This window comes from Buttiauxella selenatireducens, assembly GCF_031432975.1.
Taxonomy (GTDB): Bacteria; Pseudomonadota; Gammaproteobacteria; order Enterobacterales; family Enterobacteriaceae; genus Buttiauxella; species Buttiauxella selenatireducens.
The window spans coordinates 2,950,049-2,964,810 of the sequence record NZ_CP133838.1 but is presented as its reverse complement, the minus strand read 5'-3'; the positions used below and the strand labels follow the sequence as shown (position 1 = coordinate 2,964,810).

Genomic DNA, 14,762 nt, shown 5'->3' with positions numbered 1-14,762 from the left:
TCCGTTAATTCAGATGGATTCTTTGTCGTAACCGCGCAATTTGCCTGTGGCATAGGTCAACACGAAAGCGGCAAGGCAACCCGTTAGCCAGGCAAGGATATACTGCAAATATTTACCGTCTGCGATGAGCGGCAGCGCGGAAAGACCGGCGGCCCCCACGCCATTTGTGGTCACACCCAACAGCACGATCATCATGCCGCCGAAACCGGCACCAATAGAGCCGGTAATGAAGGCGAAACCTGCCGGGATGTTGACACCGAAAATGGTGGGCTCGCCGACGGCAAGGATGGATGTCGGGATTGCCGCTTTGGCGATTTTCTTCATCATCGGATCCCGGGTCAGCAGCAGAACCGCTGTCGCTGCTCCGACCATACCTGAGTTGGACATGATCTGGATGGCAAACAGCGGGGCGTGCCCTGTTGCGTTAATCATCTCCAGATGGATAGGGAACAGACCATGATGCAGACCAAGCGATATCAACAGCGGGAACAGCGAGGCCAGTACGAACCCGGCCGCCATGCCGCCAGTGGCCAGTAACCCGTTCATGCCATGAAGAATGGCATTCGATACCACACCTGCCGCCGGCATAATCACGAACAGCAGGGCTGCCGCCATGATTATCAAAACAAGGGTAGGCGTCAGGACGACGTCCAGGACATCGGGCACAATGCGGCGCACGCGTTTTTCGAGCCAGCACATCAGCCATACTGCAAAAATCACACCAATCAACCCGCCCTGGCCTGGAATAAGCCCCAGATGTGCCAGTTGTGGGGCAATGGTAATCGCCCCCAAAAGTCCGCCCATCACCACAGTACCGTCAAATTCTTTGGCGGAAGTGACCCCGGTGTAAATAGCCAGGAAACCAAACAACGCTTTGGACACGATATCCAGGAAGGTACTCAGCCCCAGCAAGTGGCGTTGATCCAGTACTACCTGTGTCGGCGACATATCGCCAATCGCCGCAATATGCTGTGCCATCGCAAAGGATGCTGCAGAGTTCACCAGGACATTATTGATGCCCATCAGGATCCCGGCAGCAATCAGTGGCGGGAGGATGGGCACAAAAATATTCGCAATGTGCTTCAGGATACTCTTGATGCGAGTGGGTTTTTTCGCCTTATCACGCGCAAGCCTGGCTTTCATCTCGGGGTCGCTGACGGCAATAGTTGCCTGGGTGCCGCTGAGAAGATCATTGATAATCGCGGCCACTTTAGACGATTTCCCTGGGCCGACAATCACCTGCAGGGTGTCATCTTCAACGACCCCCAGAACACCTTCTATACCCCGCAGGGCCTGCATATCCACCTGTTCCGCATTGGCTATCGTGATACGGACACGGGTCATACAGTTTGTTACATGGGCCAGATTCGCTGTTCCACCACAGTGCTTCACAATGGTGTCAGCAACAAGGTTGTAGTTCATTAGAGGTCCTTTTGTTGTTGTTTTCACCATATTGTTATAACAATATAATATTATCATTAATGTGATGGTTATCATAATCACATGTCAGCGCAGGATGGCCACAGCACAACACCGAAGTGGAAAGCCTCACCTGCCTGACATTGTGTGAGAAGTGCTGAACGTATGGTGAGAAGATTATCGATAACCTATGTTTGTAGCAGATGTTCTCGATTCGCTATTACGGTTCAGCATCTCCTGAAATTAGAGAGAAACCAGCCCCACTTGCTCAGGCATGGCTAAGCAATAGCAATCCATAAAGGCCTGCGCAGTACGTATCCAGGCCAGAAAGGTGCGCTCGTTTGCCAGGGTGAAGCGATAATCCGGTGGTGTTCCTGATTTTTTCCACGTCATGACATTTCTCCGGTGATAAAAACGCCAGACTCACTCAGATGAGGCTGGCGTTTTTTTATAGCAGCGTCGTGGTTATGACTCTTCTTTTTTCCCCAGCGTCGTTCGGGTGGCAAAAATGATGAGGGTGACAAGACTGACTATCAGCATGGCGATATTCACCAGCAGTCCCAGCGAAAAACTCCCCGTCATATCCTTGATGTAACCCATGGCTGTCGGGCCAAAGAATCCGCCCAGATTGCCGATGGAGTTAATGACTGCAATGCCACCGGCTGCTGCTGCACCCACCATAAATTTCGGGGGCAGGGACCAGAACACGGGGAGGACGGCAAACAATCCGGCAGAGGCCAGGGTCAACCCAGTGATCTGCAGGATTTGTACGCTGCTTAACGCAGTGATGCTTATCCCGATGATTGCCACCACCAGAGGCGCCATCATGTGGAAAAAGCGTTCATTTTTTCGGTCACTGCGTTTTCCCCACCACAACAGCGCAATGACTGCGGCAATATATGGGATCATCGAGATAAAGCCGGTGGCCATGATGGAGAACCCGGAGCTTTTGATGATCTGCGGTAGCCAGAAGTTGATGGTGGAATTGGTCATGGCGATGCCCAGGAAAACCAGCGCCAGTCCGAGGATCCACGGGTGATGGAAGATATGCGAAAGCGCCACGTTCGCCTTGCTTTTTCTGCTGGCAGTATCGGCGTCCAGCTCCGCCCGGGCGATAGCTTTTTCTTTTACGGACAGCCATTTCACGTCCTCGACTTTATCCGGCAGCAGGAAAATGACCAGCAGGCCCAGGACCAGCGACGGGATGGATTCGAGGAGAAATAACCACTGCCATTCCTGGAGACCCGAATGTGGCCCCGCCGACAAAATTATCCCTGACAGCGGCGCGCCGATGATGGTGGCAAACGGGTTAGAGAGCAGGAGCAGGGAGATGATTTGGGCGCGTTTTCTGTTGGGGAACCAGTTGCTCAGATAATAGAGGATTCCCGGATAGAAGCCGGCTTCTGCCGCCCCTAATAAAAAACGTAAGATCAGAAAGGAGGTACTGCCCTGCACAAACGCCGTGCAGGCTGAAATAATCGCCCAGGTGATCATAATGCGGGCGATCCAGCGCCTGGCTCCATAACGGGCAAGCATCAGGTTGCTGGGCACTTCAAAAATGAAGTAACTGAGAAAAAATATGCCGCTCCCCAGACCATAGGCGGTTGCCGAGAGCCCGATATCATCACGCATGGTTAAGGCAGCAAACCCGACATTGACCCGGTCAAGAAAGGCGGCAAAATAGCACAGCACTAACAGCGGTAATAACCGCCAGGCGATTTTTTTGAAGACCCGGTCACTGCCTACCACGTCGGGTGGTGCCATGCTCAGGCCCGATACTAATGTTTCGTTAGTCATAAAAACTCCACAGCGGTTGCGTACGTGTGTTAACCAAACCCGACAACCCGGCCCGGATCGGATGCGGTGGCCAGCGGCGGGAAGTGGATCCCCCGCTGGCCGCCGAGGTCGCGGTTAACGGGGATTGTCAGTGGCGGTTCGTCGCAACCGACGAAGGTGCCGTCGGTGAGCCACTGCAGGTCATTGCCATACAGCTCACTCATAAGCTGCGTGCGCAGCCGTTTGATAACGGTGAGACTATCAGGGGAGAAGAAGAGGTCGTTTTGTTCACCGGGATCTTCAACGACATCAAAGAGCTGGAAGTGATTTCCAGCCGGATACCAGAGCAGTTTGTACTGTCCGTCAGTGATCATCCGGCTGGCGCGGGGGCCTTCCATGGATTCGCAGTACAACGTCTGACGTTTTTGTGTGCCGGTCATCGGGAAGCCGTCGCAGCTTTCCGGCACAGGAATGTCACACAGTGACAGCAGCGTCGGCATAATGTCCTGCAGGGCGACCAGGCGGTTATCCACGGTGTTGCGGCTGCTTTCATGGGAGCCCGCCCGGTCAACCAGGATCATGGGAACCTGTATCGATCCCTGATAGAGAAAGCGTTTGGCATACAAACCGTGGTCGCCGAGCATGTCGCCGTGATCGCTGGTAAACAGGATGATGGTGTTGTCCAGGATCCCTTCTTCACGCAGTGTGCCAATCAGCAGGCGAAGCTGGTGATCAATATGCGTGCACTGCGCGTAAAAGGCCCGACGCATATCGGCATGTTGCACCGGAGTCAGTTTCCCCCACATCGGCTGTGCCATTTTGACCGCCCAAGGGGTGAGTGCCTGGTGAGACCAGTCACTGGCGACCGGGGTTTCCATCTGACGATGGCGGTACCGGTCGAGATAGGACTGCAGGGGGGTGATGGGCGGATGGGGTTGCGTATAAGAAACATGCCAGAATCCCGGGCGGGTCGGGTCGCGGCGGCGAATGTTTTTCGCGGCGGTGGCGGTTATCCAGTTGGTGACATGCAGATGCTCATCCAGATGCCAGGTGCGCCAGCTGTACTCATTGTTACTCATGCCGTGCATAAACTGCTGGCCGGCGTATCCCTGCTCGGCGAGAAAGATTTCGTAATCGTCCACGCCGCCCAAATGGCTGCGCCCCTCTTCAGCGATAAACGCTTCCTCAAAGCCGATGCGGTCACGGGGTGGGTAAGCGTGCAGTTTACCGATAGCCTGCGTCTGATAGCCTGCCTGCGTAAAGACCTGAGCCAGAGTCGGCAGTGCTGGCATTGGTAGCGTCGGCTGAAAAATACGGTCACCATGTGTTCGCGGTGAAGTGCCGGTCATCATGCTGCGTCGCGCCGGAATGCATATCGGGCATTCGGTATAGGCGGAAGAATAACAAATACCGCTACGGGCCAGATTATCAATAGTCGGGGTTTCGATAGTCTGATTGCCGGCAAAACCAAACAGATGTGCCGGCCACTGGTCGACGGAAATAAACAGGACATTGGGCCTGTTGTTATTACGGGGGGCAGTTGTGTTCTGGTTCATAATAATATCTCATTCATTGTTTAGTAAATAAAAAATGCCGCTGGGTTTAACTGCATGGGTTTATTAAAAGACTAACAGGCACTATTACGTTCATGAATTTATGCCATGCGGCATTCATGACGTCATGAATGACTTCGGCAGGGTTTATATCAATAAACTTTCCTGGTCAGACAGCAGGGACAGGTCGTCATGACGAGTTCGGTTGAATCGCCTTTATTATTACGTGTTCTTGTGGCCGTTTTTTATTTGGCAGGCGGTGCAAGGTAAATAGCGTGTTATTTATTTCCTCTGGCGGTTGAATATTCTCTGGGTGTTTCAACCGCACGGCTTTCGATTAAAATGCCTTAGTAATGGGTATTATTCCCCGTCAAATATAATGGGGGATTGCACGCTTTTATTATCTGCACGGTTTTGCGCCACAATATCGGATGTGTGCGCGGCCTGTGCCAGCACCGTCGTCATGGCCCGCAGTGCGGCATCACTGTCTTGGTCTTTCAGCGCCAGATATAGCGCCTCATGGGCCACCACGTTCTCAGCGAAAACACCACCCTCATTGAGCTCAGCCAGGTAGGCGTGATAGTCGCCCCGAATGGCATTCATAGCCCTGATCCAGATGGTGTTATGTGTGGCATCGATGAGGGCAAAGTGAAATTCGCTTTCCGCCTTTGAGAACTCAGTTGGATCATGCTGCTGGGCCTTCATGGCTTTTAACGCCCTGGTCAGCGCTACCATATCGCCCCGGGTCGCTCTGGCGGCAGCCAGCCCCGCACACTGCAATTCCACGTTCTGTCGGAATTCGAGCATATCGCTAAACTCCCTCGGCTTAAGCCGGATGACGAGGTTCGTATCATCCCTGAGCATATAGGGGGCAAAATCTTTATTGACGTGCGATCCGCTCCCTTTGACGGTCTCGATGGCTCCTGTGGTGTTCAACAGTTTGAGCGCGGTTTGTAAACTGTTGCGGCTAACGCCTAACTCTTGACTCAATATGGCTTCTGACGGCAGACAATCTTCCGGTTTCCAGCGTCCTGCTATCAGCCAGGTCTTAAGTTGCTTGTATGCCCTTTTGGCAACGCCGGGCTCTTTGTGTTTTTCGTTTTTCTTAAGCGCTTTGTCGCTCTTTTTATTATCGTTTTGAGTCATGACGTTCACCCGGTTGCATGCCAACAGTGCTCACTGTATAGCATTTAACACCCGCAGGTTAAAGTTAACCGCCCCGGTTGTGTCGGGTCGCACTTAACCTGGCAGGCCATGAAATTTTCCCGGGCGTTGTCAGCGTTGCTTATCTTTTCTGGATTCCTTGTGACGTTAATGTTAAATGCTGATGGTGTATATCTTAGATTGAAATGTAATCACCCTGGAGCATTGACGCAACAGTGGAGGGTGAATACCGGGATCTGAATCACATTGCCGACGTACCGAATAAAGAGAGATATTGGATGTTATTTGTTTTAACTGATTGATAAAAATTACGTTTATGCTATCTGTAAAGTGTGATTTTTTTCTGCGTAACAGAGAGTAAATAGTCCTTGTGCAGAAGCGGTATAACGAACCATGGCAGGGGGATTGACTTACATGCCCGGAAATAAGGGTGCACCGTACCGGGTTCAGGAGAAGGAGGGAAGCGTGCTGTTTGATCGTCGCGCAGAGGAGTGCGTGGTCGTGTAAGTACCGGGGAAAAAAGCATTTATGCAAAATGAGCGATTGACTTTCAGGAAGGTGGTGTATGCGTTTTAATCGTTATTTGGTCGTTTTTGCAGCGCAATCTAAGCAACTCGCCAGAGCGCTGAAACACTCCGACGTGTCTGACCACAAACCGTTAAAGTAGGTAACAGTTATGGCTATTCAAGAGCGTATCCAAACTCGCCCCAAAAATCGCGGTATTCCGAGCGTGATGTTTGTCCACTGTGTGGAGTGACATGATGCATAAGTTCGACGCCCCTTATCTGTCTGATGTGCCACTGATTGTGACGCCACTGGTGAATACTGAAACACCGAAACCCATCCCCCTGCAGTTGCCCACCCTTCAGTAAACGCCATTCCCAATGTCCTCTACCGACACACCCCGTCCCCCAGGCTGTGCGCTATCACAATACTGCGATACGTACACTGCAGGTGGCGACACTGAACAGCTCGCTGATGTTTTGTATTAAAGACATCTCCCAGCGTGAAGAGGATCACCTGAAAGTGTATCTTGATGATTTGACAGATATTGCCTGGGATATTGCCCTGACGCTCAGCGCCTGTGTGGAGGACTCGCTGGGTGATGATGACAGCATGCCGACGATCTGCAGCGCGCGCCGGGGAGAAATCAGTCGTCAGCATTGATCCTCTGGCAGGTTCTGTATGGAATGTTGAGCCTGCCGTTATCAAAACACATCCGATGAACCTCACAGTCAGGTTTATGGCATCGTTCTGGTGGTGCTGTCGCCCCATCCTCCCGTTTCAGCGCGTGTATATTTCTCCTGTTCACGAAACAAAGACGGGCAGAGTATTCCTCTATTTCTGGCGCAGCTATATGTGTTAAACAGAACATTTATTGGGCTAATAGAGTGATCCGTTTCACAGTGCCGTGAATGTTTAACATTTCTCGCTCAATAACCGTACAGAAAGACGCTATTTTCTTATGGTGACTTATTGTGTGCTGCGTTTCAGACTGCGCCTTCCGGCGTGCCTGGTTTTGAGGCACCACGCCGGGAATTCCGGAAAAATATGACAGACAACGTATCGCTGTTGCCCTGCGTCAGCCGGACGTGAAAAGCATCACACGTTAAGCACACAGGTCACGGGCCGCCCCGTTGTCTGTGCTGATCACACCCTGAGCAGATAAGGTCATGGCTAATGACAATTTTATTGTGCCGCCACTTCATCATCTTGATTGATATCGAAAGATGACGCGCATCGAGCCCAGATGGCGCAAAAAAACACCGCTAAGGCGGGTTGTGCTGTTCAGCCTTTTTGGACTGGTGTTGGCGTTGATTTCCGGTAGCGTGATGTCCTGTTACTTTCTGACTGAAAATGTGTTTTTTCAACAGAATATGACGCCTGTTTACGTTGTTTCTGCTTCGAATCAAAAGTTACCCCCCGAACCCTTTTGCCCGAACTTCCTGGGCTTCTCATGGGCCAATGCAGGCCCTGCCATTCGTTTTATCTCCCCATCCCCCATTCTGGGGTGTCCGCTCTGGCAACAGCGGGGTTACCGCCGTCTGTATCTGGAAACGGAGCCTATTGCCGGACATCACCGTTTTGACTGTGTGCGCGGGAATAATATTTTTCCCCGTTTGAGTTTTTTATCGCGCTGACACGCCATCAGCGGAAACATAGCTGACTCCCCGGAACGGCTGGTATTCGCCTTCCATCCTCTTCTCAGTGCTATCCGCGACAGGAGGACATATCGTGTCCGATAAACTACTGCGACTGCCCCAGGTGATTGAAAAGACGGGTCTGAAGCGCACACAAATCTATGACTATATGAAAACAGGTACCTTTCCCGGTTCGGTTAAAATTGGCCTCGCCAGTGTGGCGTGGCTTGAATCGGAAATCGATGCCTGGATCAGGGAAAAATCAGCGCTGCGCTGATTTGCCTTTCTGACTATTCAATAAATTGAGCAGAGATGACCCTCATGATAAATAACACCTGTACCGTTATTTCAGTGACACTGGATAAGCTGCGCGCATTTGATTTGAACCCCCGACTCGTACGCAATCCAAAACATGACGATATTAAGGCATCCATCCGCCAGAGAGGACTGATGCAGTTGCCGCTGATTACCCAACGCCCCAGTGACGCTTTTTATATTATTGCCGGGGGTGGAAACACCCGCCTGGCGGTACTTAATGAGTTATGGCTTGAAACGCATGCGGAAAAATACTGGAATATTGATTGTTACTATCAGCCATGGCAGACGGAAAAAAGCGTTGATGAGGGCAATCTGGACTGTTTGCTCGGTCACCTGATTGAAAATGAAAAACGGGGTGCGCTGACCTTTATTGAACGGGCGCTGGGCGTTCAGAAGGCGACCGAAATTTATCAGAAAATCAATCCAGGTTGTTCACAAACCGATAAAGTCTCCATGCTGCAGGATGAAGGGTATTGCCTGTCACAGACACAGCTCAGTGTGATGATTGCCACCATTCATTATTTGCTTCCATATATTCCTGAGCACCTTTACAACGGCCTGGCAAGAAAACACATTAATGAGTTGCTGGCGCTGCGTAATGCCGCGCAAAAGTATTGGGAGTCCCATACTTCTGCGCTGCCGTCAGAGAGTGAACATCTGTTGCCTTTGTTTGAGGATGTTTTTGCCCTCGCGTTGTTTCCCTTTAGCGATCCCGGTGCGGGTTTCCAGTTAAAACATATCCTGGATGAGCTGACGGGCACCATCAGCCAGAAGCTCGGTGTTCACTACAATATAGTCGCTATGGAGATTGACACCCGGTCGATAAAACGCAGCGCCTTTTTTGGTACCGAGCCTATACCGGTGCTACCCGATGTTGCCGGGCAACGTCATATGGCATTAAAACCTCGGGGTAAAAACCTGACTGTTCCAGAGGTTGAGCCATCGGCCACCGACACGGTCAGTGTTGAGGCCGGTTGCGCTGAAACGTCTGCGGCTCTGGAGGTCGATGACGACGGGTCACACGCTGGCCGTGTGGCAACGGCGGAGAACATCGCTATCGTTTCACCGTCGGAGTTATCGGGCAGTTCTGCTGCTGGTGTCGATACAGTGGTGTTATTTTCACCGCACCCCATACCTTTGTATGATGAGCCTGAAGCACTTGCCAGCGTTATCGAACAGGCCGCATGGGAGTTTGCAGAAAATGCGGGGCTGGAGTTTCTGATAGCACCCACCGAACACGGTGTGTTCGATATCCGTGAGCCGGGCGATGCACTGTCCGGTGAACAGCAAATTTACTGGCAAATGCTGGCATTCCTCGCGGATAAACTGCCCGGCAGCGCCATCGAATGGCGCCAGATGTTGCTCGGAACGCCCCTGGTTTGCGCAGAACTGAGCGATGAATCGCTGGCGACGTTTGTGCAACTGCTTCACAGTATCCGCCATTTGTATGCCCTGCAACGCCAGGAGAGCAGGGTATGACGCCATCACTGAACTACACGGTGCTGACGGATGCGCTGCATGCCCTGAAAGAGGGCAATCTTCGCTACTGTGAGGCGATGGGGTTTACCTGTGATGAACTCGACGCCATCAGTCGTTTATCGGTGGAGGAGCTGTTTATTCTGAGTCAGACCACGGCGCCGTTTATGAATGTGACCATTCAACATGAAGTCCTGCGTCAGGTTCTGGCGCGGGCAGAGCAGGAAATACAGCTTCAGCGTCGGATCACCCGGGCCATTGAACTTGGCGGTTCGATTGAGCTGCTGGGGCATTTTTTTGGTTTGCCCTCGGGGGAGGTTTGCAACCGGCGGCGTATCTCAGGGATCCAGGTTGCACAGGGGCGAACGAGGCTGCCTGATGAAAATACCGATTGTCAGATTTGGCTGCAATGGGAGCAGCGACGCCCGGAAAATCTGCTTTCCATGGATTCACTGGATGTGATGATGGATATCACCGACAGCTTGTCCGGCCAGGAGAATACGGAGGCGTTGTCACTGACCGTCGTCTGGAACAGGATCATGTCGTGCGAAAAAGACCTGTTGCAAGCCCGGGAACGATGAGGGAGCTCGGGCCGCCAGGGTGTCCTGCGATGAAACGCCGCACATGACAGATTGACAGAGTTGAACGAGGACGAACACCAGAGCAATCAGAAGGGGCTATTTTATTCACGCGTGAATAAAATAGCCGTTTTTTGATTAATTGTGCGATAACCATCGTTAAAAGTAATCAAATTTTCTCGTGTCCCATCAGGCGCAGCAACCTTGTCGTCCCGCAAACTTATCTTTACCGGTTTTGATTTACGGTTGAGGAGCGCGCGCCCACTCACCATGCTCATTGCTTCGTGTACCACAACCGGAGTGCATAGCATGAGCAATACCGACCCGCAATTTAACTTAACCAGCGGCCCGCTGCGCAGCACCGTAACCATTGAGCTTCACACCCATTATGCCACTCAGGCCTGGGCCGGACGTCTGCCGAACCGGGAAGAGAATATCTACGGCATCATCGGGCTTCCGCGTTTTATCACCATCATGAATATCATTCGCCTGGATGCACTGGCAGATAATCCTTATGCCGATTTATGGATGTTGTTGCTTGAAGAGCGCCTGCTGGTGGCGCGTGATGGAATGAATGCGCTGATTGGCAGCATGGAAGTGGTGTTCAGTCAGGTGCCTGAGATGATGACCGTGGAAGGCTCTGCCAGCATTAAGCCTGCCCGTTTTCCGGTCTTTGCCTCCACCCAGCTTGGGTTTATCGCAGTCTATCTGCTCACCGACTATGACACTCTAATGCGCAAGGCGCTGCTGGCGCAGCATATGGCTCTGCTGACGCGCGCACAGATGAATGACCTGCGCCAGACGGCGGGCAAGCTTATCCGCAGCATTCTGGTTCAGGCCCAGAAATACCAGCGTATCGCCGTCTGTCGACAGGATATTCGCGAGGGGAATGCGCGGGCGATTGCCGCAACAGAACAGGTCGGCCCGGTGCCGGAGGACATTTTCGACGGTCGGCGGCGCTCGAATTATGCGCCACCGTTGCGCCAGAGTGATGTTCACATTGATGGCGCTGCCGTATCAGTCGCTGAAACTGAGCTGGAGGACGAGGTTGAGGAGCCGGGGGATGACGATGACGCAGCCTGAAACCAATCCGGGTTACCGTCAGCTGTCGCCCCGAGACTGGCATGCTTACGAAAGCTCGCTAAAAGGCCTTTTAAGGGTAAGGGAGCCGCAGGCTCTGGGGCGTCATGCGACAGAGGCGGCGGGGACCCTGCACCAGATACAGACTCTGGTGCTGCATCGTTCCTGGCGCTGGCCGCTGCAATATCTTCCGCTGATGTTATGCCGTGGGCCAGCCCGCTCTGGTGCAAATTTTCTGCGCTGGCGCAATCAGCAAAACACCCGTTCGGGGACGGTAACCTGGCAGGCGTTGATACAGGATCCTCAGTGGCCGCAGGAAATGCGGGACGCGCTGCTCGCCATTGAGTGCGACAGAGTGATGTTCAACATGCAGATGTCTGTGACGACGTTTATTTTGCGCCAGATACGTGAATGCCGTGTGAAAATGACGGATGCCCGCCAGGTGATGGCATCGGTGTCTTCGTGCAACAACAACACCGGAGGTAAAGAACCATGGCCCAGCGAGGTTTGAATAAAGTCAGCCTGATTGGTTTTGTCGGTCAGGATCCGGAAGTGCGTTACACCCAGGATAAACAGCCTGTTGCGGTATTTTCTGTGGCAACCGGGGAATCCTGGAAAGATAAAGAGAGCGGTGAAACGAAGGAGAAAACGCAGTGGCATCGCGTGGTGGTCTACAACAAACTGGCAGAGATTGCCGCCACGCACCTGAAGAAAGGCACCCAGGTTTATCTGGAAGGACGGCTGCAAATCAGGAAGTGGACGGATAATCTGGGGGCAGAGCGGCAGGCCACCGAGGTGGTGGTGGATATCAACGGAATGCTGCAAATGCTCGGCAGTAAACCTGTGCTCGAACATGCCGCCGAGCCGGAATTGCCCTTTGAGGGAGAGGAGCGGGCCGAATAAATCAGGCGACTGAGACAAAACAGTTCATTTTTATTGGCTGGCACCGGGGTTTCCGGTGCCATTTTTTTTGTCGGTACCTCACCGCTGAATATTATTTATATGGGGGCAGCGGTGCCGGTATAAAGGGTTTCCCTGAGCGGGTCCAACTTTTCGTTTTATCCATATAAAGAGTTTTGCCTGCCATTCATACGTGCACAGAGGTTTACTGTGCCTGCAATATCCATCCGTGTGATGGCCTTTAAGACAGCCAGGCTGAAAGTTGTCCACACTGCGGTGTGACGCCTGCCCTTAACTTCCCGTGGCGGCTGAGAACGGGGACTGTACCAGCGGTACAGGTCGTTATCATTTCACGCTTTTTTATCGACATCCTCTGCGGGAGACCATTCCCGCCAGGGTTTGTCTCCGCACTCTATGATCGGAGACAGACCATGAAGACTGAACAGACTTATTTTGATTTGCACACCCGCGGTATTGGCTATGTTAATCGCCTGCGCACCGTGACACCTAAAAACAGCAACCCGTTTATGGCCTGCACCATCGCCGCCCTGCACGGGAATACCAGCGCACCGGAGTACACCTATATTGACGTTCGTGTGTACAACGACAAAGCCTGTGCATTGCTGGAAAGCTGCCAGGATGCACTGGAGAATAAACAAAAAGTGCTTATCGCCTTTACGGTAGGCGATATTTACCCGGAAGCCTTTACCTATGAGAAGGGCGAGAAGAAAGGTCAGACGGGCTGCGGTATTAAAGGCCGTCTTATCCGCATCACGCTTATCAAAATCAACGGGCATGAAGTTTTCCGCGAAGGCGTGGCAGAACCTCAGCCCGCCTGAGCCTGAACATTCCCGCGATTTTTACGCGCAAGACATCTCGCTGATGTGTTGCGCGCCTCTCATTTCTGACAGGAATATTCAACATGAACACGTCCACTTCATCACCGGTCATGATGGCCGGAAAACTGGTTATCAAAACGATTAACGGTCGCAACGGCGACTTCAATGTTGGTTTGCTTGAAACCGCCATAGGCAGTTTCTCGGTGAAAGACAGGGAACTTGAGCAGTACACCGCGGGCGTCTATAAGGGTCAGTTTGTCATCGGGCGTATCTTCATGCATGCGTGGAGTTATGGCGCCAATTCGGGGGCCGAAATTCGCGCCCGGCTCGATGCGATGAGCATTGAGAGCAACGATGCCCTGAACCCGGGCGATGAGCAGAAACTTTCACCGCCGGTGAATGATCCGCTGGATGAAGAAATTTCAGTGGAAACCGTCGCGGTGGCATCTGTTGCACGCCCAGGCGAGGGAAAGGCTGAAGTCGTGCCGCCGCTTGTGGGCCACGAAACAAACCGGCCCCAATTTACGGTGCCGACGCTGGCTGAGCTGGAAAACGGTGACCAGGCCTTATTTGGTTGCCTCTGGCCGCTGGGCGAGGTGGTGAAACTCGATGCCACCGCCCCGCGCCAGGTACTGCGTCAGCAAAAAGCCCGTCTGAGCCAGCTCGGTTATGACTTTAACGCACAGGAGCAGCACTTCGCGAAAGCCGCTGAAGCCATGTTGCACTGATACGGTCTACTTTACTCACTCACTCACCCACTGGCGGGTTTTCCCCGACAGGGAAAGCCCGCATTCACATAAGGCGCTTTCCATGGGCAGGTTTTCTTCTACCTCAACACGCACAAAGCTTATCCGCATGCCGTTTTATCGTATGGCGCGGAGGGCGAAAGCATGAGTACGTTACTGCGTCTCAATGACATCCCCAACATCATGGCCGACGGTTATCTCTGCGATGAACGACGCTCGCTGTTGTTTCTCTCCGTCTGGGGCAGGGACACGGCAATTCAGGAACTGCTGGGCAGACTGACGCTGAAAAACGACGAGGGCCTCCCGCAACTGACGTTGACTGACGAGGCCCTCCATGAGCATCTGCTGTTTCCGGGCAATACCGATAATCTCGATAAACGCACCACGCGCCATCAGCACACCCGCTTTGGCACGCTTATCCATCTGTGGCTGTTTGACAAACGCTGCCTTCACCCCGACAGGGCAAACGGACAGGCGTTTTTGCTGCTCAGGCGTGACGAGCCTTGCTGGCACAACAGGGCCTGGACATTGCTGAAAGAGACCACCTCTTTGCCCCTGCTTGACCACTGGCAGGGTAGGGTGCTCGGATTTCTGGAAGCCTCGCAGATGCTGACTGCACTCAGTGGCAAAGGTGCGCTGACCGGCAGGCAACTGACGCTGGATTTGCCAGCTCTTACCGGCTTCATCAGTGACACCATCAGAGCTGGCGAGTTGTGTATCACCGGTAACACCGCCGCTCTCCAGCCTTATTCTCGTGTTGCATAACCTCACC

15 protein-coding genes and 1 pseudogene are annotated in these 14,762 nt (G+C 52.8%); 11 read left to right on the top strand and 5 right to left on the bottom strand.

Features of this window, described 5'->3' with window-relative positions:
• Nucleotides 1-9 precede the first annotated feature (9 nt).
• The 5 genes and pseudogenes from RHD99_RS13625 to RHD99_RS13605 all read right to left on the bottom strand — a co-directional run bounded on the left by RHD99_RS13625 (nt 10) and on the right by RHD99_RS13605 (nt 5,894).
• A complete protein-coding gene (locus RHD99_RS13625) occupies nt 10-1,422 on the bottom strand; it encodes a PTS transporter subunit EIIC (protein WP_309874481.1) in 1,413 nt (470 codons plus the stop codon).
• Between the two features lie 291 nt (nt 1,423-1,713).
• A pseudogene (locus RHD99_RS13620) lies at nt 1,714-1,812 on the bottom strand (YidH family protein); the annotation flags it as partial.
• Nucleotides 1,813-1,884: 72 nt separating this feature from the next.
• A complete protein-coding gene (locus RHD99_RS13615) occupies nt 1,885-3,216 on the bottom strand; it encodes an MFS transporter (RefSeq protein ID WP_309874479.1) in 1,332 nt (443 codons plus the stop codon).
• Nucleotides 3,217-3,245: 29 nt separating this feature from the next.
• The gene (locus RHD99_RS13610; RefSeq protein ID WP_309874477.1) at nt 3,246-4,751 is read right to left on the bottom strand and encodes a sulfatase-like hydrolase/transferase; all 1,506 of its coding nucleotides are present in this window, start codon (nt 4,749-4,751) and stop codon (nt 3,246-3,248) included.
• Between the two features lie 357 nt (nt 4,752-5,108).
• Nucleotides 5,109-5,894, bottom strand: coding sequence for a FadR/GntR family transcriptional regulator (locus RHD99_RS13605; protein WP_309874475.1), 786 nt, complete (start codon nt 5,892-5,894; stop codon nt 5,109-5,111).
• 936 nt (nt 5,895-6,830) lie between these two features.
• On the opposite strand from RHD99_RS13605, the gene RHD99_RS13600 reads away from it, so the two are divergent.
• The 11 genes from RHD99_RS13600 (at nt 6,831) to RHD99_RS13550 (ending at nt 14,755) form a co-directional block, all read left to right on the top strand.
• Entirely contained in the window at nt 6,831-7,079 is a 249-nt protein-coding gene (locus RHD99_RS13600; protein ID WP_309874472.1) for a hypothetical protein, read from the top strand.
• Nucleotides 7,080-7,693: 614 nt separating this feature from the next.
• On the top strand, nt 7,694-8,053 hold the full coding sequence (locus RHD99_RS13595; RefSeq protein ID WP_309874470.1) for a hypothetical protein: 360 nt from the start codon (nt 7,694-7,696) through the stop codon (nt 8,051-8,053).
• A 91-nt stretch (nt 8,054-8,144) separates the two neighbouring features.
• A complete protein-coding gene (locus RHD99_RS13590; protein WP_309879158.1) occupies nt 8,145-8,330 on the top strand; it encodes an AlpA family transcriptional regulator in 186 nt (61 codons plus the stop codon).
• 44 nt (nt 8,331-8,374) lie between these two features.
• Nucleotides 8,375-9,850, top strand: coding sequence for a ParB family protein (locus RHD99_RS13585; RefSeq protein WP_309874468.1), 1,476 nt, complete (start codon nt 8,375-8,377; stop codon nt 9,848-9,850).
• The gene (locus RHD99_RS13580; protein WP_309874466.1) at nt 9,847-10,428 is read left to right on the top strand and encodes a DUF2857 domain-containing protein; all 582 of its coding nucleotides are present in this window, start codon (nt 9,847-9,849) and stop codon (nt 10,426-10,428) included. Before RHD99_RS13585 ends, RHD99_RS13580 begins: the two co-directional genes overlap by 4 nt.
• Before the next feature lie 306 nt (nt 10,429-10,734).
• The gene (locus RHD99_RS13575; protein WP_309874464.1) at nt 10,735-11,508 is read left to right on the top strand and encodes a PFL_4669 family integrating conjugative element protein; all 774 of its coding nucleotides are present in this window, start codon (nt 10,735-10,737) and stop codon (nt 11,506-11,508) included.
• On the top strand, nt 11,489-12,016 hold the full coding sequence (locus tag RHD99_RS13570) for a DUF3158 family protein (RefSeq protein WP_309874462.1): 528 nt from the start codon (nt 11,489-11,491) through the stop codon (nt 12,014-12,016). The genes RHD99_RS13575 and RHD99_RS13570 overlap by 20 nt, the downstream gene beginning before the upstream one ends.
• On the top strand, nt 11,998-12,408 hold the full coding sequence (gene ssb, locus RHD99_RS13565) for a single-stranded DNA-binding protein (RefSeq protein ID WP_309874460.1): 411 nt from the start codon (nt 11,998-12,000) through the stop codon (nt 12,406-12,408). The genes RHD99_RS13570 and ssb overlap by 19 nt, the downstream gene beginning before the upstream one ends.
• 428 nt (nt 12,409-12,836) lie before the next feature.
• Entirely contained in the window at nt 12,837-13,244 is a 408-nt protein-coding gene (locus RHD99_RS13560; RefSeq protein WP_309874458.1) for a DUF3577 domain-containing protein, read from the top strand.
• An 83-nt stretch (nt 13,245-13,327) separates the two neighbouring features.
• Nucleotides 13,328-13,972, top strand: coding sequence for a DUF3275 family protein (locus RHD99_RS13555; protein ID WP_309874457.1), 645 nt, complete (start codon nt 13,328-13,330; stop codon nt 13,970-13,972).
• Between the two features lie 162 nt (nt 13,973-14,134).
• Nucleotides 14,135-14,755 carry a hypothetical protein gene (locus tag RHD99_RS13550; protein WP_309874456.1) on the top strand — a complete coding sequence of 207 codons (621 nt, stop codon included), beginning with the start codon at nt 14,135-14,137 and terminating at the stop codon, nt 14,753-14,755.
• The last annotated feature ends 7 nt before the right edge of the window (nt 14,756-14,762 follow it).